The organism is Streptomyces sp. NPDC048584 (genome assembly GCF_043199595.1).
Lineage (GTDB): Bacteria > Actinomycetota > Actinomycetes > Streptomycetales > Streptomycetaceae > Streptomyces > Streptomyces edwardsiae.
Genome location: NZ_JBICWF010000003.1, coordinates 336,667 through 357,575 on the forward strand (window position 1 = coordinate 336,667; position 20,909 = coordinate 357,575).

Annotated in this window: 16 protein-coding genes; 8 read left to right on the forward strand and 8 right to left on the reverse strand. The window is 71.7% G+C overall.

Annotation, left to right across the window (positions count from 1 at the left end; all coding sequences use genetic code 11):
* Nucleotides 1–157: 157 nt before the first annotated feature.
* On the reverse strand, nucleotides 158–859 hold the full coding sequence (locus tag ACGFR9_RS09445; protein ID WP_393204716.1) for a 2-phosphosulfolactate phosphatase: 702 nt from the start codon (nucleotides 857–859) through the stop codon (nucleotides 158–160).
* Nucleotides 860–1,007: 148 nt separating this feature from the next.
* Between ACGFR9_RS09445 and ACGFR9_RS09450 the strand changes: the two genes are divergently transcribed.
* The gene (locus ACGFR9_RS09450) at nucleotides 1,008–1,649 is read left to right on the forward strand and encodes a DUF1707 domain-containing protein (RefSeq protein WP_393204719.1); all 642 of its coding nucleotides are present in this window, start codon (nucleotides 1,008–1,010) and stop codon (nucleotides 1,647–1,649) included.
* Nucleotides 1,650–1,775: 126 nt separating this feature from the next.
* Here ACGFR9_RS09450 and ACGFR9_RS09455 read toward each other — a convergent pair whose 3' ends face one another.
* Complete coding sequence (locus ACGFR9_RS09455) at nucleotides 1,776–5,051, reverse strand: GH92 family glycosyl hydrolase (RefSeq protein ID WP_393204722.1); 3,276 nt, start codon at nucleotides 5,049–5,051, stop codon at nucleotides 1,776–1,778.
* Between the two features lie 379 nt (nucleotides 5,052–5,430).
* On the opposite strand from ACGFR9_RS09455, the gene ACGFR9_RS09460 reads away from it, so the two are divergent.
* Nucleotides 5,431–6,630: an oxygenase MpaB family protein gene (locus ACGFR9_RS09460; protein ID WP_393204725.1), complete on the forward strand. Its 1,200-nt coding sequence runs from the start codon at nucleotides 5,431–5,433 to the stop codon at nucleotides 6,628–6,630.
* Nucleotides 6,631–6,840: 210 nt separating this feature from the next.
* On the opposite strand, the gene ACGFR9_RS09465 is transcribed toward ACGFR9_RS09460, so the two are convergent.
* From ACGFR9_RS09465 to ACGFR9_RS09480, 4 genes are all read right to left on the reverse strand, one after another.
* Nucleotides 6,841–8,040: a TetR/AcrR family transcriptional regulator gene (locus tag ACGFR9_RS09465; RefSeq protein WP_393204728.1), complete on the reverse strand. Its 1,200-nt coding sequence runs from the start codon at nucleotides 8,038–8,040 to the stop codon at nucleotides 6,841–6,843.
* 77 nt (nucleotides 8,041–8,117) lie between these two features.
* Nucleotides 8,118–9,209 (reverse strand): NAD(P)-dependent alcohol dehydrogenase, encoded by a 1,092-nt coding sequence (locus tag ACGFR9_RS09470; RefSeq protein ID WP_393204731.1) that lies wholly within the window; start codon nucleotides 9,207–9,209, stop codon nucleotides 8,118–8,120.
* On the reverse strand, nucleotides 9,206–9,709 hold the full coding sequence (locus tag ACGFR9_RS09475) for a DUF4334 domain-containing protein (protein WP_393204734.1): 504 nt from the start codon (nucleotides 9,707–9,709) through the stop codon (nucleotides 9,206–9,208). The genes ACGFR9_RS09470 and ACGFR9_RS09475 overlap by 4 nt, the downstream gene beginning before the upstream one ends.
* Before the next feature lie 48 nt (nucleotides 9,710–9,757).
* Nucleotides 9,758–10,462: a TetR/AcrR family transcriptional regulator gene (locus ACGFR9_RS09480; RefSeq protein ID WP_393204736.1), complete on the reverse strand. Its 705-nt coding sequence runs from the start codon at nucleotides 10,460–10,462 to the stop codon at nucleotides 9,758–9,760.
* A 260-nt stretch (nucleotides 10,463–10,722) separates the two neighbouring features.
* Between ACGFR9_RS09480 and ACGFR9_RS09485 the strand changes: the two genes are divergently transcribed.
* The 6 genes from ACGFR9_RS09485 to ACGFR9_RS09510 all read left to right on the forward strand — a co-directional run bounded on the left by ACGFR9_RS09485 (nucleotide 10,723) and on the right by ACGFR9_RS09510 (nucleotide 18,354).
* Nucleotides 10,723–11,877, forward strand: a complete 1,155-nt coding sequence (locus ACGFR9_RS09485) for a CaiB/BaiF CoA transferase family protein (protein ID WP_393204739.1) — start codon at nucleotides 10,723–10,725, stop codon at nucleotides 11,875–11,877.
* The gene (locus tag ACGFR9_RS09490) at nucleotides 11,877–12,902 is read left to right on the forward strand and encodes an LLM class F420-dependent oxidoreductase (RefSeq protein WP_393204742.1); all 1,026 of its coding nucleotides are present in this window, start codon (nucleotides 11,877–11,879) and stop codon (nucleotides 12,900–12,902) included. Before ACGFR9_RS09485 ends, ACGFR9_RS09490 begins: the two co-directional genes overlap by 1 nt.
* Nucleotides 12,899–14,047, forward strand: coding sequence for an acyl-CoA dehydrogenase family protein (locus tag ACGFR9_RS09495; RefSeq protein WP_393204745.1), 1,149 nt, complete (start codon nucleotides 12,899–12,901; stop codon nucleotides 14,045–14,047). The genes ACGFR9_RS09490 and ACGFR9_RS09495 overlap by 4 nt, the downstream gene beginning before the upstream one ends.
* Nucleotides 14,048–14,125: 78 nt before the next feature.
* Nucleotides 14,126–15,340, forward strand: a complete 1,215-nt coding sequence (locus ACGFR9_RS09500; RefSeq protein WP_393204748.1) for an acetyl-CoA C-acetyltransferase — start codon at nucleotides 14,126–14,128, stop codon at nucleotides 15,338–15,340.
* Nucleotides 15,341–15,771: 431 nt separating this feature from the next.
* Nucleotides 15,772–17,595 (forward strand): AMP-dependent synthetase/ligase, encoded by a 1,824-nt coding sequence (locus ACGFR9_RS09505; protein ID WP_393204751.1) that lies wholly within the window; start codon nucleotides 15,772–15,774, stop codon nucleotides 17,593–17,595.
* A gap of 132 nt (nucleotides 17,596–17,727) precedes the next feature.
* Nucleotides 17,728–18,354, forward strand: coding sequence for a TetR/AcrR family transcriptional regulator (locus ACGFR9_RS09510; protein ID WP_393204754.1), 627 nt, complete (start codon nucleotides 17,728–17,730; stop codon nucleotides 18,352–18,354).
* Nucleotides 18,355–18,366: 12 nt separating this feature from the next.
* Here ACGFR9_RS09510 and ACGFR9_RS09515 read toward each other — a convergent pair whose 3' ends face one another.
* Both ACGFR9_RS09515 and ACGFR9_RS09520 read right to left on the reverse strand, forming a co-directional pair.
* Nucleotides 18,367–19,872: an aldehyde dehydrogenase family protein gene (locus tag ACGFR9_RS09515; RefSeq protein ID WP_393204757.1), complete on the reverse strand. Its 1,506-nt coding sequence runs from the start codon at nucleotides 19,870–19,872 to the stop codon at nucleotides 18,367–18,369.
* Nucleotides 19,869–20,810: an oxygenase MpaB family protein gene (locus ACGFR9_RS09520; RefSeq protein ID WP_393204760.1), complete on the reverse strand. Its 942-nt coding sequence runs from the start codon at nucleotides 20,808–20,810 to the stop codon at nucleotides 19,869–19,871. Before ACGFR9_RS09520 ends, ACGFR9_RS09515 begins: the two co-directional genes overlap by 4 nt.
* Nucleotides 20,811–20,909: the final 99 nt, after the last annotated feature.

The following is a 20,909-nucleotide window of genomic DNA, read 5'->3' on the forward strand; positions in this document are numbered from 1 at the left end:
AACCCTAGAGGCCGAAAGAGCTCGGCTGTAAGGGACTTCATCATGATTTTTCCGGGGGAAAGGCGCGTCGCTCCGCGCGCGCTCCCCCTGCCGAGGCCGCTGGGACCGCTGAGCAAGACGTGCGGTCCGGGACGGCCCTCGGCCCCCTCGCGGGCGATCAGTCGAAGGTCTCGTCGGCCGGTGAAGGCGCGGTGTACGGGCGGAGGACCATGAGGGAGTCCGCCTCGGTCGCCACCATGGCGAAGGGGAAGCGGTCGAGTTCGAGGCAGAGGGCGACGTCGTCGGGGTGGGCTCCCCGGCGTACGCCCTGGGCCAGTTCGGCGGCGGCGCGTGAGGCGGCCGCGCGGTCGAGGAAGCCGGCGGGGTCCGTCTCGGCCCCGGCGGCCCTCCGCGCGATGTACTGGGCGCACGCCAGGTCCTCGTCGGCGCGCCCGTCCTCCCCGGTGACCACGAACGTGACGCTGTCGCACCCGCGTGCCCGCAGGAGCCGGGCCGTCGCCTCCGCCACCACGAAACCGGCGCACAGCACCAGCGACGCCTCCCTGACCGCGAGGGCGCCGACCGTCCCCGCCGTCGTCTTCTGCACCACGGTCCGTCCGCCGAGGTCGTAAGTCCGCAGCAGTGCCGGCGAGTTGACCGTGTCGAAACCGGGCGCGGGCGCACCGTCCTTGAGCGCCACCCAGTCGGGGTGGCGGGCCTTGAGCGCCAGAGCCTCGTCCGACGACCCGGCGAGCACGATCTCTTCCGCTCCCCGGGCAAAGGCCCAGGCCGCCACCGTGTACGCACGCATGACGTCGATCACGACCGCCACGGACGGGGGTTCGGCCAGCTCGGGAATGCCGAGGAAAAGGGACCGCATCCGGACATGATCGCGCACACCCCCGGGACGGTCACCGTCTTTTCTCCCTCACGGAGTCCGAACGGAATCCGTGACGCGCTATAGCGTAGGTCTTCCCCTCGCGCGAAACCCCTCGCGCGGCCGGGCTCGACCGGACCAGGACGGAAGCATGCCCGAAGAGATCTCGCCCACGGAACCGCCTTCCGGCACGGGCTCGTCGCCCGGGCTGCGGGCCTCCCACGCGGACCGGGACCGGGTGGTGGACGTACTCCGTGTCGCGGCGGGGGACGGCCTCCTGACCGCGGACGAATTGGACGAGCGCCTGGAATCGGCCCTGTCGGCGCGGACGCTGAGCGAACTGGCCCTGCTCACCACCGACTTGCCGGCCGCAGTGGAGGGTACGGCGGCGGAGGCCAAGGACTTCGTGCGGATCGAGCAGGTGTTCAGCGGCTCGGTGGAGCGGACGGGCCGATGGGTGCTGCCGCGACGGATGGAACTCGCCGTGACATGGTGCGACGTGACGCTCGACTTCACCGAGGCCGTGATCACTCAGGACACCGTGCGGATCGAGGTGGCCATGACGGGGAGGACCCTGACCCTTGTCACGGCGCCGGGCGTCGAGGTCGATGTCGACGGCTTGGCCCTGGTCCACTGCAAGCTCAAGGACCGCCGGGAGCGTACGTCCCCGGCCGCCCCGTCCAGGCTGCGCGTGGAACTGGTCGGCCAGAAGGCCCACGGCACGGTCGTGGTGCGACCCCCGCGCCGGACGTTCGGGCAGTGGCTGCTGCGCGGGTCCGGACCCGCGGACTGAGCGACGCAGACGGCGGACACCCGTTGCCCGCCCCGGCGAGCCGGGAGGCACCGGGCGTCAGCCCGACCAGTATGGTCACGCTGCCACCCGGCGAACTCCCGGAGCCCCGACGGACGTACGAAACCCCTACCGGAGCGTGATCGCGTAGATCTGCACCCGGGGATCGTTCTGCAGGCCGACGGACCGAACCGTCTTCGACGCGTCGAGGTCCGCCGAGGAGCCGAACAGGCGTACCGGCGGCCCGTCCACGCCCTGTCCGCTCTTGATGCGGTGCGGCATCTCCAGCGCCACGGAGCCGCCCTGCGGTGTCGAGCCGGCCCAGTCGCCCACGGTGACCGGCAGTTCGGCGGTGGTGCCGTCGGTGTAGCGGACGGTGAGCGTCGTCGTCACCGGGCCGTGGTGGGACGCGCCGACCAGGCGCAGCGTGCCGTAGGAGCCGGCCGGGAGCAGCATGGCCTGACCACGGGCCTCGACGAAGTTCGGGGCCGTGCCGGACGGAACGGGGGCGTCGTAGGTCACGCCGTCCCAGACGACCGGACCCGCCGCGGGCAGCAGATCACCGTCGTAGCTCCAGCCCCCGCCGTCGAAGTCGCCCTCGCCGGACGCCGCGACGGTCGCGGTGCCGTCGTGGTTCAGCTCCTTGCCGAGGTCGACGGCGCACTGCCCGTCGGTGTCCGCCGCACAGTGGGCCGCGTCGCGCACCTCGATGGTGGCGACCCGCTCCACGCCCTTCACGCCCTTCGCGTCCGCCGCGATCCGCACGGTGTACGAACCCGGCGCGGTGCCGGCCGGCACGGTCACGTCGACCGTCGCGGTCCGCTGGACCGGGAGCCGATGGGACGCGAGCGAGAACGGCTTCGAGGCCTTCACCTTCCAGCCGCCGGGCGCCTTCGCCTCCACGCCGACCCGCAGCGTGCCGGGGGACTGGCCCAGCACGTCCAGCTTCAGCCGGACGCTCTGCGCGCGGTCCGCCGTCGGCAGGACGTCGGAAGCGGTACGCAGCGACGCGTCGAGGTGCCGCCGGGAGTCGGCCGTCGCACGGTTCACCGACGGCGGCTCCGCCGCTTCGCCCGTACCCCATGCCGACGGCTTGCCGCTCATCTCGAAGGCGAGGGTTCCGCCCTTGGCGACCGCGTCCCAGTCCAGCCAGGTCCTGCGCAGGTTCTTCCCGTCGAACTCCGCCCGCTTCACATAGCGTTCGGTGTCGCTCGTGCCCGGCGCCCGCACGGTCAGAGTGCCGCCCTGCCGCTTCCCGTAGTCACCGATGCGGATGACCGCCGAGGGGAACTGCGGGCTGGAGACGGCGAGGAAGTCGCCGCCGTTCGTCGTCGGGTACAGACCGAGGGAGGAGAAGACGTACCAGGCCGACATGGTCCCCAGGTCGTCATTGCCGGTCATGCCGTCGGACCCATCGGTGAAGAGCGTCATCGCGGCCCGGACCACGGTGGCGGTCTTGGCGGGTGCGCCGGCCCACAAGTACATGTAGGGGGAGTGCAGATCGGGCTCGTTGTTCGGGTTGTAGGTCGGTTTCCCGTAGTAGTCGTACGGTGCCGAGATCCACTCCTCGCGAGCGGTACCGGCGGGGTCCCCGAGCAGCTTGTCGTACGCGAAGAAGGCGTCGAGCCGCTTCTCCGTCGCCTGCCTGCCTCCCATCAGGGACACCAGACCGGCCGGGTCCTGGGGGACCAGCCACTGGTACTGGTAGGCGCCGCCCTCATGGAACTGGTGGCCCGCCTCGACGGGATCGTAGGGCGTCAGCCAGGTGCCCTCGACCGTACGCGGCCGGAACTGCTGGAGGGACGAGTCCCACAGATTCCGGTACCACTGGCCGCGTGCCGCGAACAGCCGGGCGTCCGCGGAGTGCCCCAGCCCCTTGGCCATCAGCGCCAGCGACGCGTCCGCCGCCGCGTACTCCAGGGTCGCCGAGGCGGGATGACGGCAGTCGTTGTCACCACCCTTGTCCGGGCAGTCCTTCCCCGGCTCCAGCCCGCTCGGTATGTAGCCGCGCTCCTGATAAGCGGCCACTCCCGCACGGCCGTTGTAGGGCGAGTCGTCCGGCGGCGTTTCGAGCGCGTTCTTCCTCAGGAGGGCGTACGCCTCCTTCTCGTATCCCGCGAGCAGGCCCTTGGACCACGCCTCGACCAGGAACGGGGTCACCGGATCGCCGGTCATGATGTTGGTCTCGCTGTTGGCGAGCGACCAGCGCGGCAGCCAGCCGCCGTCCCGGCCGATCGCGACGACCGACAGTGCGACATCGCGGGCGACCTTCGGCTGCAGCATCTGCAGCAGCTGGTTCTGCGGCCGGTGGGTGTCCCACAGCGACAGGTTCTGGTACGGCGTGAACCCGGACGCGGTATGGGTCTTCCCGTCGAAGCCCGCGTACCGGCCGTCGACGTCCCCGGCGATGTTCGGATGCAGCTGCGCGTGGTAGAGGGCCGTGTAGAACGCGCGCTGCCGCTCGGCGGACCCTCCGTCGATCCTGACGGCGGCCAACTGCCGCTCCCAGGTGGCGTGCAGGGCCGCGCGGGTGGCGTCGAAGTCGTACGAGTCGTCCGTTTCCGCCGTCAGGTTCTTCCGGGCGCCCTCGATACCCGTGTAGGAGAGCCCCACCTTGACGACCACGTCGCGGTCGGTGCCGGCGTCGAAGGTCACCCAGGCACCGTTGCCGCCCTCACCGGCCGCGTCCCGCTCACCGGGTGCGGGGGTGGAGCCCCGCCAGGTGCCGTGCGTGGTGAACGGCCGGTCGAAGGTGGCCGTGAAGTAGACGGTGTGCCGGTCCCTGCCGGCGCAGAAGTTGCCCGCCTCGACCCGGCCCTCGACGGTCCGGTCGCCGACGACATGCACCTCCGAGTCGTACACCCGCTGGTTGGCCCTGCCCGTGTTGAACAGGACGTTGGCACGGTCGGTCGAGGGGAAGGTGTAGCGCTGCCAGCCCGTGCGGGGCGTGGCGGTCAGCTCGGCGTCGATGCCGTACGTCTTCAGTCCGACGCGGTAGTAGCCGGGTTCGGCGTCCTCGTCGTCGTGCGAGTACGTGGAGCGGTAGCCGTCGGGGTCGACACTGTCGACCGCCCCCGTCGTCGGCATCAGCGGCAGCTCGCCCATCACGGAGCAGCCGACGCCGGAGAGATGGGTCTGGCTGAAACCGTGGATCCTGTCCTGCTGGTAGTCGTAGCCGCCCTGGCCGCCGGTGTCCGGGCTGACCTGCACCATGCCGAAGGGGGCACTCGCGCCGGGGAAGGTGTTGCCGAAGTTCTGTGTGCCGATGAACGGGTTGACCCGCGAGGTGAGCTGGTCGTCGGCCGCCGCGAGGGCCGGCGCCGGGACCAGGGCGCCGCCCGCGACGAGCAGTGCGGCGAGGGCGGTCGAGGCGCGGGCGCGCCATCGGCGCAGAGGTCTGTGCATGGAAACGGTCTCCTGTTCCTCGCCGCTCATGTGCTGCGCGACACGAGCGGTGATCACCGAGCGACGGACGGAGGGGCACCTTGGATCGGTCGCACGAGCAGCGGTTCCCGGACGGAAGCGGACTAGATCACGGTCCTGACATCGTTGTCAAGAGTTTGCGCAACAAGGGGTGGCACGGCCGCGAGCCGGGCGGCCGGAGCGTGCGCGGCGCGAGGGGGCGCGAGCCCTCGGCCGCCCCCATTGCCGACGGCGACACACCTCGCTATGTTAATCGAAAATCACATCCGTGCGGCAGGGATCACCACAGTCCGGTCGTGCAACCAGCAAGTCTGCGAAGGAATCTGGCACCAACCGGCCCATCAGGGAAGCAGGTAAGTCAATGGAGAACCTCAGCAGGCGAAAGGCGCTGTCACTGGGCGTCGCGCTCGGTCTCGTGAGCGTGGCCAGTCCTGTCCCCGCGTGGGCGTCGACGGGATCGGCGAACGGGGCCGCCCCGGGGACCGGCCCGGAGTGGATCTGGGACGACGCCGCGGACCCCCTGATGGCGTCGATGATCGACGGGGGACACGTGCCGGCGATCAACACCGCGTGGGCGTCGTGGGTGGACAACAACGACCCGCTGCCCAGCGGCCTGCCCGCCGAGTTCGCCGCCTATCTGCGGCAGGTCAACCGGATGCCCTCCTGGGCCGACCCCGCCAAGCTGGCCCGCGCCGCCGACTTCAACCGGCGCAAGGACACGTACCTGTTCATGCTGTACGGCCTCGGCAGCGGCATCATGAGCACCGTCATCCCCCGCGAGGCCAAGAGCGTCTACTGGTCCGCGGGCGGCGCCGACATGCAGGACCGCGCGGCCAAGACGTTCACGTTCGGCTACGACCTGTCCCAGCGGGGTGCCTTCGAGCCGACGGGACAGTTCGTCGTCACCGCCAACAAGACGCGTGTGGTGCACGCCGCCGTACGTCATCTGCTGCCGCAGTCGCCGCACTGGAAGGCGGTCGCCGACGAGACCATCCCGATCAGCGCCGCCGACATCCTCGTCACCTTCCACAGCCTCGGCACCTTCGTGCACCGGAAGCTGCTCGACTGGAGGATCCCGTACCCGGCGGCGGACCAGGAGGCGTTCCTGCACTCGTGGCAGGTCGCCGTCAACCTGCTCGGGGTGCCGTACGAACACATCCCCCGGACCTGGGCGGAGGCGGAGGCACAGTCGGCGCGGGTGCTCACCCCGATCCTCACCCCGTCGACCGAGGGCATCGCCCTGGCCGAGGAACTGCTGGGCCTCACCGCGCAGATCGACCTCGGCGTCACACGCGGGTTCCTCAACGAGTTCGTCCGCTACGTCCTGAGCGACGAGGTCGGCGACTGGCTGGGCCTGAGGCGCGACTACGCGGCGGCGGCCCTCGTCCGCACCGTGTGGCCCGCGTTCATCCTGTTCCGCGAGGGGCTGTCGCCCGTCATGCCGGGCACCTTCTACATGTTCGACCAGTTCATACGCGCCCTGGCCATGCTGTTCCTCAACAAGGGTTCCTCCGGGGCCACCACCCCGATCACCATCCCCACCGGCAACAGGCCGGGCTGAGCACCGGGGCCCCGCACTGCCCGGCGCGCGACACGACGCGAAGCAGAGCCCCGAAGGGGCGCCGCAGGTGCCCCCGCTCGCCGCGCCGGTGCCCTGAGTCACGTACAGCCGGTACGAGGCTCAGGGCCCGCGATCAGGGGGACCCCGGAGCACGGCCGAGACGCGGGACTCCGCCCAGCGGGGCTCGGCCCCGGGGGTGTCTGACACCCCCTACAGCCCCAACGCCCCCACGACCAGCGCCGTCACGGCCTCGCGATGCCCGGCGCCGTCCCGCCAGCGCAGCCGGCGCCCCGCCTCGACCACCACACCGAACCCGGCGTGCACCAGTACCCGGGCCTGGCGCGGGTCGAGTTCGGGACGGGCCAGCCGCAACTGCTGTTCCCAGACGGCGATGTGCTCGCGCTGGGCGAGGACCACGGGCCGCCGCAGCTCGGCCGGCAGACCGGCCAGCTCTGCCTCGGCGACACTGTTGAGCTCGGTGTACTCGAAGCTGTAGGCCACATACGTCGCCGCCAGCGCGACGACCGCGTCGTGCGGATCGGCGGCCACCTCGCGCAGACTCTGCTCCGCGCCCTGCGCCAGCAGTCCCGCCGCCTGGAGGCAGGCCGCCGCCAGAATGTCGATCTTGCCGGGGTAGTGGCGGTAGAGCGCGGAAGGGGTCAGTCCCACCGCTTCGGCGATCTGGCCGTTCGTGACATTGGCGAATCCGTCCCGGGCGAACAGCGGGACGGAGGCCGCGAGGATCTCCGCGCGTCGCGTCCGCGGTACCGGCCGCGCCGGCAGCTCGACGGGGTGCGCGGCCGTCCTGCCCGCCGCCGGATCGGTCGCGGCCACCCGCAGCGCGGACGCCACCAGGAGTTCCTCGGCCCGGCGCTGGGCGATGGAGGTGTGGTGCATCGTGATGGAACCGATCGCGCCGAGGGCCGCCATGGCCCGCAACCGCTCGTCGGGCAGGGAGCGTTCGCGCTGCACGGCCTCGTCGACCCGTTCGACGAGGCGGCGGAACTTCGTCCCGAGCCGCCGGCGGTCCTCACGCTCGAGGTACCGCGCCTCCCACCGGTACACGCCGCCCGACGCGCGATGGGCGATGGTGACGCGGGTGATGGCGGTGAGGACCTCCGCCAAGGGTGCCTCGGACGGCACCTCGTCGAGCGCGGCCACCAGCCCGTCCACCATGAGGTGGGCGCACGCGGCGAACAGGGCGTACTTGTTCGGGAAGTGCCGGTACAGCGCCGTCGCGGTGATGCCCACACCGCCGGCTACCTCCTCCATGGACGCCTTGTGGTAGCCGCGCTCGCTGAAGACCCGCCCGGCCGCGTCGACGATGAGCTGCTTGCGGTTGCGGGGCCGGGTGGCCGCGGGGGGACGGGCGGCACCGGCCGAACGGGCGGGCGGGGAGGCGGGAGCCATGCGGTCAGTCAATCACACGCTGTCAGCGCTCCCGCCCTCCTCCGATGCCGACCGCGCCGGGCGGGAGAGCGGGGGCGTCAGACGAAGGTGAGGACCGGTTTGACCGCGCTGCCGTCCGCCATGGCGGCCACGGCCGCGCCGATGTCCTCGAACGGGAACGTGGTGACCAGCCGCCCGATCGGGAAGAGCCCGCGCCGGTGCAGGCCGATCAGCTCGGGAAGGAAGCGGCCGGGGTCGGAGTCGCCCTCGATCACCCCGTGGATGTGAACGCCCTTGGAGAGCAGGCCCATCACGTCGAACGTCACCTCACCGCCGAGGCCGAGCAGGACGATCTCACCGCGCGGACGCAGCGCGGAGACGGCCCGGCGGGCCGTCTCCGGACGGCCGGTGGTCTCGACGACATGATGGGCGCCACCGCCGGTGAGGTCGCGCAGCGCCGCCACCAGTCCCTCCGCGGGAGCCAGGGCCGTTCTGGCGCCGAGTTCCACGGCCAGGGCACGGCGTGAGGCGACCGGGTCGACGGCCACCACAGGATCGCAGCCCACGGCCACCGCGGCCATCAGCGCGCTGAGCCCGACCCCGCCCGCGCCCAGGACCACCAGCGAGGAGCCCGGTGCCGGTCGCAGCCGGTTGAGCACGGCGCCCGCGCCCGTCTGGCCGCTGCAGCCCAGCGGCGCCACGACCGCCGACGGCAGATCGGAGGGAACCCTGACCACACCGCGTTCATGGACGACGGCGTACGTGGCGAAGCTGGACTGGCCGAAGAAGCCGGCGTGCAGCGGCGCCCCGTCCAGGGAGAGCGGCGTGGTGCCGTCGTGCCGCCCACCGGAGAGGTTCCGGGCCCGCGCGGCCCTGCAGTAGGCCGGATGGTCCGCGACGCACTGGTCGCAGGCGCCGCAGCTGGCGAAGGTGAGACAGACACGGTCGCCGGCCGTCACAGAGGTCACCTCCGCGCCCACCGCCTCGACCCGTCCGGCGCCCTCGTGGCCGAAAACCATCGGGGTGAGCTTTCGGGGCCAGGTGTCCCGCATCGCCAGGTCGGTGTGGCAGAGACCCGCCGCCTCCATCCTCACCAGCACCTCGGACGGCCGTGGCTCCTCGAGGTCCGCGCCCCGGAGGGCGAACGGGGCGCCCGGCGCCTCGGCGACCGCGGCACGGATCCGTCTCACGCGGGTTCCTGGGCGTGCGCGGCCGGGGTTTCGGGGACGCGCTCGAGGAAGAAGTAGTAGAAAGGGCCCTCCGGCGGGACCCCCTTGGCGTTCATGATCCCCATCAGGGTGGCGTCGTCCACCCGCTTGAAGTGGTCGAAGACCGGCTGGCCGTCATAGACCATGGTCGCCGTCGTCTCGCCCCGGAACTCCACGGTCCACAGGCTGGCCTCACCCTTGCCGAGCTCCTGGTCGGAGTACAGCCCGCCCTGCTCGTCCCGGCACATCAGCGGCTTGACGTCGTGCACGGAGACGAATGTCTTGCCGTACCAACGGGCCTTCGCCAGCATGCCGTTGAGCGGATGACCGGTCTCGAACTCGCCGCCCTTCCACTCACCGAGGATGTCCTCGGGGCGGACGGCGGCCAACGCCGCCCAGATCTTGTCGAGTTCGCTGAAATCGACGGGACCGTCGGTCTCCCGGAGCTCCTGGAACCGGGCGCGGGCCTCGAGCACGTCCATACGGGTGTCCTCTCGTGGAAACGTGACGTCGGAATGCGGCGGGACGGTTCACCGGGCGCCCCGCGGAGCCGGACCCCGGGATGCCGGGATCCTGGAGAACCCGAGCGGGAGGTCACCGGTGACCGCGCCGGGGTGACCCACGGTTCCGAGGCTCAGCAGCACATGGCGCCCGGCGACCTCCTCCGCGGTGAGCGGGCCCTCGTCGCGGAACCAGTTGGCCACCCCCTGGCACATCACGAGCACCGAGCGCACCGCGTCGGCCGGGATCGGGGTGGTGAACACCCCCTCGGCGCGCCCTGCCTCGACCGTGTCCAGCAGCATGTGCTCGAGATAGTCCCGCAACGCGACGTAGCGCGCCCGGTTCTCGGGCTCCAGACTGCGGATCTCGGAGTCCAGGAAAGCCAGTTGGCGACGGTGGGTCATGTACAGCACGATCGACTCGACCATGCCGCAGAACCGCGCCAGCGGATCGTCCCCGGCCTCCCGCGCCGCGGCCCGGCAGCGGTCCAGGACGTCCTTGATGGACGTCTCCAGCAAAGTGGCCAGCAGAGCCTGCTTGTTCGCGTAGTGGTAGTACAGCGCGGGCACGGTGACGCCCACCCGGCCGGCGATGTCCCGGACCGAAGTGCCGTGATAGCCCTGCTCGTTGAACGCCTCCATGGCACGCATCAGGATCGGGTGCAGATCGAGTGGTCCATAGGCGCGCCAGTGCTCCGCTGCGGGTGTGCTGTCCTGGCTCGGCACGGCGTTCAACGACTCTCCTCGGGACGGGTGGCGATCGGCGCCATCGTACGGCCGCGACCCCGCCGCACCTCCACCCAGCGGCTTAGCGTTCGTTCAGTAGGGATTGATGCCTGGCGGTCGATCTCGCGTCACTCTCCCCGTACGGGCCCGTAATAACAAGTGGTGCGCGAAGAGTTGACCGTTCGTCCGCTCGCTTCTACGTTTTAGCGAACGCTCAGTAGGTCCCCGGTCGGCGGCAGCGAGTCCGCCGTGCACCGAGAGAGGAATTCATGAGCCGGCGCCCCACCGAACCTCCTCACCACGGCGTGGCGGGCCCGCTGGACGGCGTGCGCGTGGTCGAACTGGCGGGGATCGGTCCCGGACCCTTCGCCGCGATGCTGCTCGCCGATCTGGGCGCGGACGTGGTGCGCGTGGACCGCCCCGGCCCGTCCCCGCTGCGCGGCGATCCCGTCCACGACATGACCAACCGCAACAAGCGCTCCGTCATGATCGACCTCAAGTCACCCGAAGGGCCGGAAACCGTAAGGGCGCTGGCGGCGCGCGCGGAAATCCTGGTGGAGGGCTACCGGCCCGGTGTCGCGGAGCGGCTCGGTGTCGGTCCCGACGCGTGCATGTCCGCCAACCCCGCGCTGGTGTACGGCCGGATGACCGGCTGGGGCCAGAGCGGCCCCCTCGCCGCCCTGGCGGGACACGACATCGGCTACATCGCCACCGCCGGCGCCCTGTCCATGATCGGCGCCCCGGACGGACCACCCGCCGTCCCGGTCAATCTGCTCGGTGACTACGCGGGCGGCTCCCTCTATCTGACCACCGGTGTCCTCGCCGCGCTGCTCACCGCCCGTGTCACCGGGCGCGGCCAGGTGGTGGACGCCGCGATCGTGGACGGCACCGCACACCTCACCGGCATGTTCTGGGGCATGCTCGCCGAAGGCACCTGGCAGGACGCCCGGGGCCGTAATCTGCTCGACGGCGGTTGCCCCCACTACGGCGTCTACGAGACGGCCGACGGTGGCTGGATGGCGGTCGGCGCCCTGGAACCACAGTTCTACGCGGTGTTCGTCGCCCTGCTCGGCCTGGACGGCGAGACCCTGCCCGACCGCACCGATCCGCGCAACTGGCCGGAACTGCGGTCCCTGTTCACCCGCCGGTTCAAGACCGCCACCCGGACGCGATGGACGTCGGTCTTCGAAGGCACCGACGCCTGTGTCGCCCCCGTCCTCTCCCTGCGCGAGGCGGCGGACCACCCCCACCTCACCGGACGGGGCACCTACACCGAGGCGTACGGCGTCACCCAGCCCGCCCCCGCCCCCCGTTTCTCCGACACCCCCGGCACCCTCCGGCTCCCCCCGGCCGTCCCCGGTGCGCACACCCCCGACGTCGCCCACGACTGGGACGTGCCCGAACTGCTGAAGGACCACCGCTGATGGAACTGTCCACACCCCTGACGTACGCCGCCGACCCGCGCACCGCCGCGGACCGGGCCGCCGCCCTGGAGTCCGCGGGACTCGACGCCGTATGGGTGGCCGAGGCCTACGGCTTCGACTCCCCGACGATCATGGGCTACCTCGCGGCGAAGACCGAGCGGATGCGGATCGGCTCGGCCATCCTCAACGTCTACTCGCGCACCCCCGCACTGATCGCCCAGACCGCCGCCGGACTCGACGCCCTCACCGGCGGCCGGGCCATCCTCGGCGTCGGCGCCTCCGGACCCCAGGTCGTCGAGGGCTGGCACGGCCGCCGCTACGACAGGCCGCTCGGCCGTACCCGCGAGGTGATCGAGCTGTCCCGGCGGATCTGGCGGCGCGAGGTGATCGAACACCACGGCATCACCGAGCTGCCCCTGCCGGCCGACAAGGGCGGCACCCTCGGCAAACCGCTGAAGCTGCTCAACCACCCGGTCCGCGACACCATCCCCGTACACGTCGCCGCGCTCGGTCCGGCCAACGTCCGGATGACCGCCGAACTCGCCGACGGCTGGCTGCCGTTCCTCTACGTCCCCGAGCACGCGGCCAAGGTCTGGGGCGAACCGCTCGCCGAGGGCACCGCCCGGCGCGACCCCGCGCTCGGACCCCTGTCCGTCGTCGCGGGCGGCCTGCTCGCCGTCGGCGACGACGCCGAGGCCGTCCACGACCTGATGCGCCCCACCGTCGCCCTGTACGTCGGCGGCATGGGCGCCCCCGGCCGCAACTTCTACCACGACCTGGTCTGCGCCTACGGCTACGAGTCGGCCGCCGCCACGATCCAGGAGCACTACCTGGCGGGCCGCAAGAAGGACGCGGAGGCCGCAGTACCCGCCGAACTGCTGCAACTCCTGTGCCTGGCCGGCCCCGAGGGTCATGTCCGCGACCGTGTCGAGGTCTTCCGCGAGGCGGGCGTGACCATGCTCAACGTCACCCCCGTCGGCCCCGACCCCGCCCGCCTGATCGAACGCGTGAGGAGCTGGCTGTGACCCTGGAACGAGACCTGTACGGCCCCGACCACGAGGCGTTCCGCGACACGGTGCGCACCTTCCTCGCCAAAGAGGTGGCCCCGCACCACGAACGCTGGGAGAAGGCCGGAGTCGTCGACCGCGAGGTGTGGCGCTCCGCCGGCCGCCAGGGCCTGCTCGGCATGGCCGTCGGCGAGGAGTACGGCGGAGGCGGCACCGGCGACTTCCGCTACAGCGCCGTCCTGATCGAGGAGTTCGCCCGCGCCGGCGCCTCGGGACTCGCCCTGAGCCTGCACAACGACATCGTCGGCCCGTATCTGACCCGGCTGGCCACCGAGGAGCAGAAGCGGCGCTGGCTGCCCGGCTTCGTCTCCGGCGACCTCGTCACCGCCATCGCCATGACGGAACCCGGCGCCGGCTCCGACCTCCAGGGCATCCGCACCACCGCCACCGACCGGGGCGACCACTATCTGCTCAACGGCGCCAAGACCTTCATCTCCAACGGCATCCTCGCCGACCTCGTCGTCGTGGTCGCCCGCACCACCCCCGAGGGTGGCAGCGGCGGGCAGAGCCTCCTCGTCGTCGAGCGCGGCACGGAAGGCTTCGAACGCGGCCGCAACCTGGACAAGATCGGCCAGAAGGCCCAGGACACCGCAGAGCTGTTCTTCCACGACGCACGCGTTCCCAAGGAGAACCTGCTCGGCGCCGAGAACCAGGCGTTCGCCCACCTCATGGGCAACCTCGCCCAGGAGCGGCTGGCCATCGCCGTCGGCGCCGCCGCGGCGGCCGAGGACATCCTGGACGTCACCACACGGTATGTGAAGGAGCGCGAGGCCTTCGGACGGCCACTGGCCCGGCTGCAGCACATCCGGTTCGAGATCGCCGAGATGGCCACCGAGACCGCGGTCACCCGCACCTTCGTCGACCGCTGCGTCACCGACCACAGCGAGGGCCGGCTCGACGCCGTGCACGCCTCGATGGCCAAGTGGTGGGCCACCGAACTGCAGAAGCGCGTCGTCGACCGCTGCCTTCAACTACACGGCGGATACGGCTACATGACCGAGTACCGGGTCGCCAGGGCATTCCTCGACAGCCGTGTCCAGACCGTCTACGGCGGCACCACCGAGATCATGAAGGAGATCATCGGCCGCTCGCTGCTGCGCTGAGCACCGCCCGGCATCCCTCCACCGCACGCGTGTCGCGTTCGCGCGGCCTCCCCCAGACCGATACGGAAGGCATCCAAGGTGAGCACCGAAGCGTACGTGTACGACGCGATCCGCACCCCGCGCGGTCGCGGCAAGGCCAACGGGGCCCTGCACGCGACGAAGCCGGTCGATCTGGTCGTCGGCCTGATCCACGAGACCCTCCACCGCTTCCCGGACCTCGACCCGGCGGCCGTCGACGACATCGTCCTCGGTGTGGTCAGTCCCCTCGGCGACCAGGGTGCCGACATCGCCCGCACCGCCGCCGTTCTCGCGGGTCTGCCCGACACGGTGGCGGGCGTACAGGAGAACCGCTTCTGTGCCTCCGGCCTGGAAGCCGTCAACATGGCCGCGATGAAAGTCCGTTCGGGCTGGGAGGACCTGATCCTGGCGGGCGGCGTGGAGTCCATGTCGCGGGTCCCGATGGGCAGCGACGGCGGCGCCTGGGCGCTGGACCCGCGCACCAATCACGCCACCGGATTCGTCCCGCAGGGTATCGGAGCCGACCTGATCGCCACCCTGGAGGGCTTCTCCCGGCACGACGTCGACTCCTATGCCGCGCTCTCCCAGGAACGGGCCGCCGCCGCGTGGAAGGACGGCCGCTTCGACCGCTCCGTCGTCCCCGTGCGGGACCGTAACGGGCTGCTCGTCCTCGACCGGGACGAGCACATGCGGCCCGGGACGACGACGGAGAGCCTGGCCGGGCTGAAGCCCTCCTTCGCCCAGGCCGGCCAGTCGGCGGGATTCGACGCCGTGGCGCTGCAGAAGTACCACTGGGTGGAGCGGATCGACCACGTCCACCACGCGGGCAACTCCTCCGGCATCGTCGACGGCGCCGCCCTGGTCGCCATCGGCAGCGAGGAGGCCGGCGAGCGCCACGGCCTGGCCCCGCGGGCCCGGATCGTCTCCGCCGCGGTCTCCGGAGCCGACCCCACCATCATGCTGACCGGGCCCGCCCCCGCCACCCGCAAGACGCTTGCCAAGGCCGGACTCACCATCGACGACATCGACCTCGTCGAGATCAACGAGGCCTTCGCCGCCGTCGTCCTGCGCTATGTCGAGGACATGGCGCTGACGCTCGACCGGGTCAACGTCAACGGCGGCGCCATCGCGCTCGGCCACCCCCTCGGCGCCACCGGCGCGATGATCCTCGGCACCCTCGTGGACGAACTGGAGCGCCGTGACCAGCGGTACGGGCTGGCGACCCTGTGTGTCGGCGGTGGCATGGGCATCGCCACCGTCGTCGAACGCCTCTGAGCCGCCGGCGAGCCGCCACCTCACTCACGGAGACCTCGCCATGACCGAGAGCGCCACCATCCGCTGGGAAGAGTCCGACGACCACGTCGTCACCCTCGTCCTCGACGCCCCCGGCCAGTCCACCAACACCATGAACGCCGCGTTCATCGACTCGCTGGACGCCGTCGCGGCACATCCACCGATCCGCGGGCAGTCGCTGCGGCTTCCCCGCCCTCCTCACACTCCGCGGGCAGTCGTGCCGCTGGGGCGGCGCGGGTGGGCGCGACGGCACCCCGCAAACGCCGGGCCGCGCACCCCACCCCCGCCCAGCCACACCACTGGGCGACTGCCCGACCTCATCGCACGGGCGGGCGCAGCGGCACCCCGCAAACGCCGGGCCGCTCCCCCCGGTCTCCCCGATGTACCCCTACGACACCCGCAAGGAGGCCCCGATGACATCAGCACCAGGCGCCACCGGCGACCTGCCCGACACCCCCACCCTGCCGCAGCTCCTCGCCCGCAACGCACGCGAGTTCCCCCGACTCCCCGCCCTCTCCTGGCAGTCGAAGGACCCCGACGGCACCTGGACCACGCTCACCTGGACAGAGGTCCACGAACGCACCGCCAACCTCGCCGCCGGCCTCCGGGCCCTCGGCGTCGAACGCGGCGACCACGTCCTGCTGATGATGTCCAACCGGCCCGAACACTGGCTGTCGGACCTGGCACTGGTCCGGCTCGGCGCGATCCCCGTCAGCGTCTACGGCACCGCGGCCCCCGAACAGATCACCCACATCGCCCGCAACTGCCGCGCCCGCCTCGCCGTCGTGGAAGGCGCCGCGCAGGTCGCCGTGTGGGAGCCGCTGCTCGCCGACCCGGACACCCCGCTGGAGCGGCTGGTGGTGGCCGAGGACGGCGCCGAGGGCGGCCACCTCCCGTACGCCGCCCTGCTCCACGAGCCGCTGCCGGAACACGTCGGCAAGGAACTGGATGCCGCCCGCCCCGACGACCCGCTGACCGTCGTCTACACCTCCGGCACCACCGGTGAGCCCAAGGGCGTCGTCCTGACCCACCGCCAGGTGATGTCCAACGCCCTCGCGCTCGACGCCGTCGTGGAGCTGCCCCCGCACGTCGAGCACATCTGCTACCTGCCCTTCGCCCATATCGCCGAGCGGATGCTGGGCATCTATCTGCCCTGCCACCGTGCCTCGCACGTGTACCTCTGCGCCGATCCGACACGCGTCGGCGAGGTGGTGCGCAAGGTGCGGCCCGCGCAGTTCTTCGGTGTGCCGAGGGTCTGGGAGAAGCTGTCCGCCGCCGTACGGGCCGTGCTGTCGCTGTTGCCGGCCGAGGAACGCGTGGTCATCGACCGGGCGTTCACGGTGGCCCGCGAGCACGTCGAGTTCCGCGAACGGGGGGATGCGCCGCCCGCCGAACTCGAGGAGCGCTACGCCCGCGCCCGCGAGGACGTCCTGCTGCCCCTGCTGGCCGCGGGCGGACTGGACAGGGTGACCTGGTCGGCCAGCGCGTCGGCGCCCATGCCGATCGACGTGGTGCGGTTCTGGGCCGGTTTCGGCATCGTCATCATGGACGCCTGGGGACTGACCGAGACCACCGGAGTCGCCACCGGCAACAGCCCGAAAGCCGGATTCCGGCTCGGTTCGGTGGGACGCCCCGTGGAGTCCGTGGACATTCGGATCGCCGAGGACGGCGAGATCCTGGTGCGGGGCTCCTCCGTCTTCTCCGGCTACCTGCGGCCGGACGGCTCGGTGCGGTCCGCCCTGGACGGCGACGGCTGGCTGGCCACCGGCGACATCGGCCGGGTCGATGGGGACGGCTACCTCTGGCTCACCGACCGCAAGAAGGAGATGATCATCACCTCCACCGGCAAGAACGTCTCGCCGGCCCTGGTGGAGAACGCGCTCAAGGAACACCCGCTGATCGGCCAGGCGCTGGTGCACGGCGACAACCACTCCTACCTGGTCGCCCTGCTGGTCCTCGACCCGGAAGCCGCCCCGGCCTGGGCCGCCGCCAACGGCGTCGCGGCGCAGGGGAGTCCGGCCGCGCTGGCCGAACACCCCGACGTCCGGGCGGAGATCGACCGCGCGGTGGCCGCCGCCAACTCCCGGCTCAACCGCACCGAGCAGGTCAAGCGGTACGAAGTGCTCACCGAGGAGTGGGGCCCGCTGACCGGTGAACTGACGCCGTCGCTGAAGATGCGCCGCCGGGTCATCCGGGACAAGTACGCCGACACACTGTCCGGGCTCTACGGCGACTGACCCGGCCCCAGGCCACGAGAACCTGCCGCCCGTCCCCGTCCCCAGGGGGTGGGCGGCTCGCACGGTTTACAGACGTACGTCCAACGTCTCATGGTATCCGGGAGGGCGCCGGCCGGTATCGTGAGGAGCACCATGAGAACTGACACGAACGACTCGTGGCTCGAACGGGCGCTCGCCCAGCCGGAGCCCGGGGACGAGACGGCGCGGCGGATCCTCGACGCGGCACTGGAGCAGTTCACGCTCCTCGGCCTGCGCCGCTCCTCCGTGGACGACGTCGCCAAGCGGGCCGGCGTCTCCCGCGTCACCGTCTACCGGCGCTTCCAGACCAAGGACAAGCTCGTCGAGGAGACCCTGCTGCGTGAGCTCAGCCGCTTCTTCCAGCGGCTGGACGTCGCGGTGGCCGGACTGCCCACCATGAAGGAACGGGTCGTCGAGGGCTTCGTGGTCGCCCTGCGCCACACCCGGGCCCACCCACTCTTCGGCGGCCTGCTGCGCCTCGAACCCGAGGTGGTGCTGCCCTATCTGACCGTGCAGGGCACGTCCTCGCTCTCCGCCACGGTCGAGTATCTGACGGGCCATCTGCGCCGGGCCCAGCAGGCCGAGGGCCGTCCCGACGAGGACCCGCGTCCGCTCGCCGAACTGATGGTGCGGGTCGCCGTCTCCTTCCTGCTCAACCCCTCCAGCTGTATCGAGATGGAGGACGAGGACCAGGCCCGGGCCTTCGCCCGCCGCTACCTGGCCCCGCTCCTCGACGCCTGACCGGCCGGCCGTTCAACGGCGCCGGTGCAGCAACCGCGCCAGCCGCACCGCGCGCTCCCGCGTCGCGGCCGGCACCGCGAACGAGGTCAGCACGACCGGCGGGGTGAACCGCTGCACCGTCGTCGACTGCACGGCGGTGAAGGCACGCAGCCCCTCCGCACCGTGGATCCGCCCGAAGCCGGAGTCCTGGGAGCCGCCGAACGGCAGCGCCGGTACGGCCGCGAAGCCAAGCACCGAGTTCACCGACACCGCCCCGGCGCGCAGCCGTGCCGCGATCGCCGCACCGGTGCGCCCGCTGCGGCAGAACACCGCCGCCCCAAGGGCGTACCGCGAGGCGTTGGCCCGCTCCACCGCCTCGTCCGTGTCGGCGACCGCGTTGACGGCCACGACGGGCCCGAAGGTCTCCTCCGTCATCGCCGCCGCGTCCTCCGGGACACCGGTCAGCACCACCGGCGCGACATACGGGGCGCGCACCGACTCCGGCCCGCCCAGCAGGGCCCGCGCACCCGCCGACACCGCGCCGGACACATGCCGTTCGACGATCGCGGCCTGGCTCGGAAACGTCATCGGTCCGTAGGAGGCGTCCGCCTCGCCGCCCGGATGCAGCGCCGCGGCCCGCTTCACCACCCGTTCGCACAGCTCCGCGTGGATCTCGCGGGCCGCGTAGACACGCTCCACGCCCGCGCAGGTCTGCCCCGCGTTGCTCAGCGCGCCCCATACGATCGCGTCGGCCGCGGCGTCCAGGTCGGCGTCCGCGGTGACGATCACCGCGTCCTTCCCGCCGCACTCGGCGAGCAACGGCGTCAGCGTCTCGGCGCACACCGCCATCACCTTGCGGGCCGTCCCCGGCGAGCCGGTGAAGGCCAGCTTGTCGACCCCGGACCGGGCCAGCGCGTCACCGGTGGACGCGGCGCCGGTGACGGTGGTGAGCAGCCCGGCATGCCCGGGTACGGCGCCGTCGAACAGCCCGGCCAGCAGGGTCCCGGTGCCCGGGGTCAGCTCCGACGGCTTGAAGACCACGGCGTTCCCCGCGGCCAGGGCGTACCCGATGGAGCCCATCGGGGTGTAGAGGGGGTAGTTCCAGGGGCCGATCACGCCGACCACGCCCAGTGGCCGGTGCACCAGCGAGGCCCGCTGATGGACGGTGAAGAGTCCGGTGCCCACCTTCCGCCTGCGCAGCACGCGTTCGGCGTTGCGGGCGGCCCAGCCCAGGTGCTCCAGGGTCAGCACGACCTCCAGCGCGGCGTCACCGGCCGGCTTGCCGGTCTCCTCGGAGATGGTGCGGGCCACGGCGTCCAGATCGGTGGCGAGCGCCTTCTTCCAGCGCAGCAGATGGTCACGGCGCCGGGATGCGGGCAGCGCCGCCCAGCCTGCCTGGGCGGAGCGGGCACGGGACACCGCGCGGGAGACCTCTTCCGGCCCGTCCACCGGGTGTTCGGCGATCGGTTCACCGGTCGCGGGGGAGTACGTGGTGAAGGTCGCGGCGCGCGGTGCCGTGGCCGGGGTGGTGTCGCTCATCGGGTCTCCTGACGGGGGACATGAGGGGCGGACGGCTGCGCCGTGCCGATCGCCTGTTCCGACGGTGTCTCGTCCGGGAGCGGCGCCGGCGGACGGGAGTGCGCCCAGTGCGGACCCAGGTCGTCCAGAGTCCAGCCGAAGGGATAGGTGCGCGCCTTCGGCTTGCGCGGGAACCGCTCCGGACGCGCCGGCAGCAGCCGGATCAGCGCGGCACGGGCGCGCAGCACACGGGGGACGACGACGCGCAGCGGACGCGGCTGCGGGCGGAAACCGAGCGCCTTCAGCAGCGGTTCGTCCAGGACGGCGAGCGACAACCGGGCCGCCGCCCCGCGTAAGGGGGCCGGATACCAGGAGGTCAGCACCCGAAGCGTGGCCGAGGCGACCCTGCGGTTCGCGGGGTCGTACGCGAACATCTCCCGCTCGTAGTCGTCGTGGAGCCGCTCGAACCCGGCATAGGTGTCGGGCACGCCCTCGATGTCCATCATCTCGCCCATCCGCCGGCCCACCAGCGCCAGGCTCTCGGTCTCCTGTTCGCACAGACGCCGCCAGCCGAACCGGTCGATCCACCGCTTGGGACCCACCACCGTGGTGGCCAGGACGTAGAGGAAGTCCTCGTTGGGGATGCGGTACCGCCCGTGTATGCGGTTCAGATGACGGGCGGCCGCCCGGCCGTGCTCCGAGTCCATTCCCTCGCGGACCATCTCGTAGCTGATCAGCACCGTGTCGTCGTACCGCTTCTGGCCGGCCCGCTCGAACTCCTGGGTGCGGTCCAGGAGCCGGGAGATGCGCGGGACGCCGTAGTCGCGCAGAAACGCGACCGACGTCCCCTGGAGATAGTCGCGAGGGAACTCGTAGTGGGTGATCCACCGGAAGATCTGCTCGAAGTCCTGCTGCGGATCCATCCGCCGGATCCGGCGGAGCCGGCTGTAGCGCCCCATGGGTGATCCCTCCTGTCGGCACCGCGGCCGCGGGCTCGCGGTACGAGTGGTCGTGCCGGGACGGTGCACGGCCTCACCATGGGCACCTCCGGCTTCGGG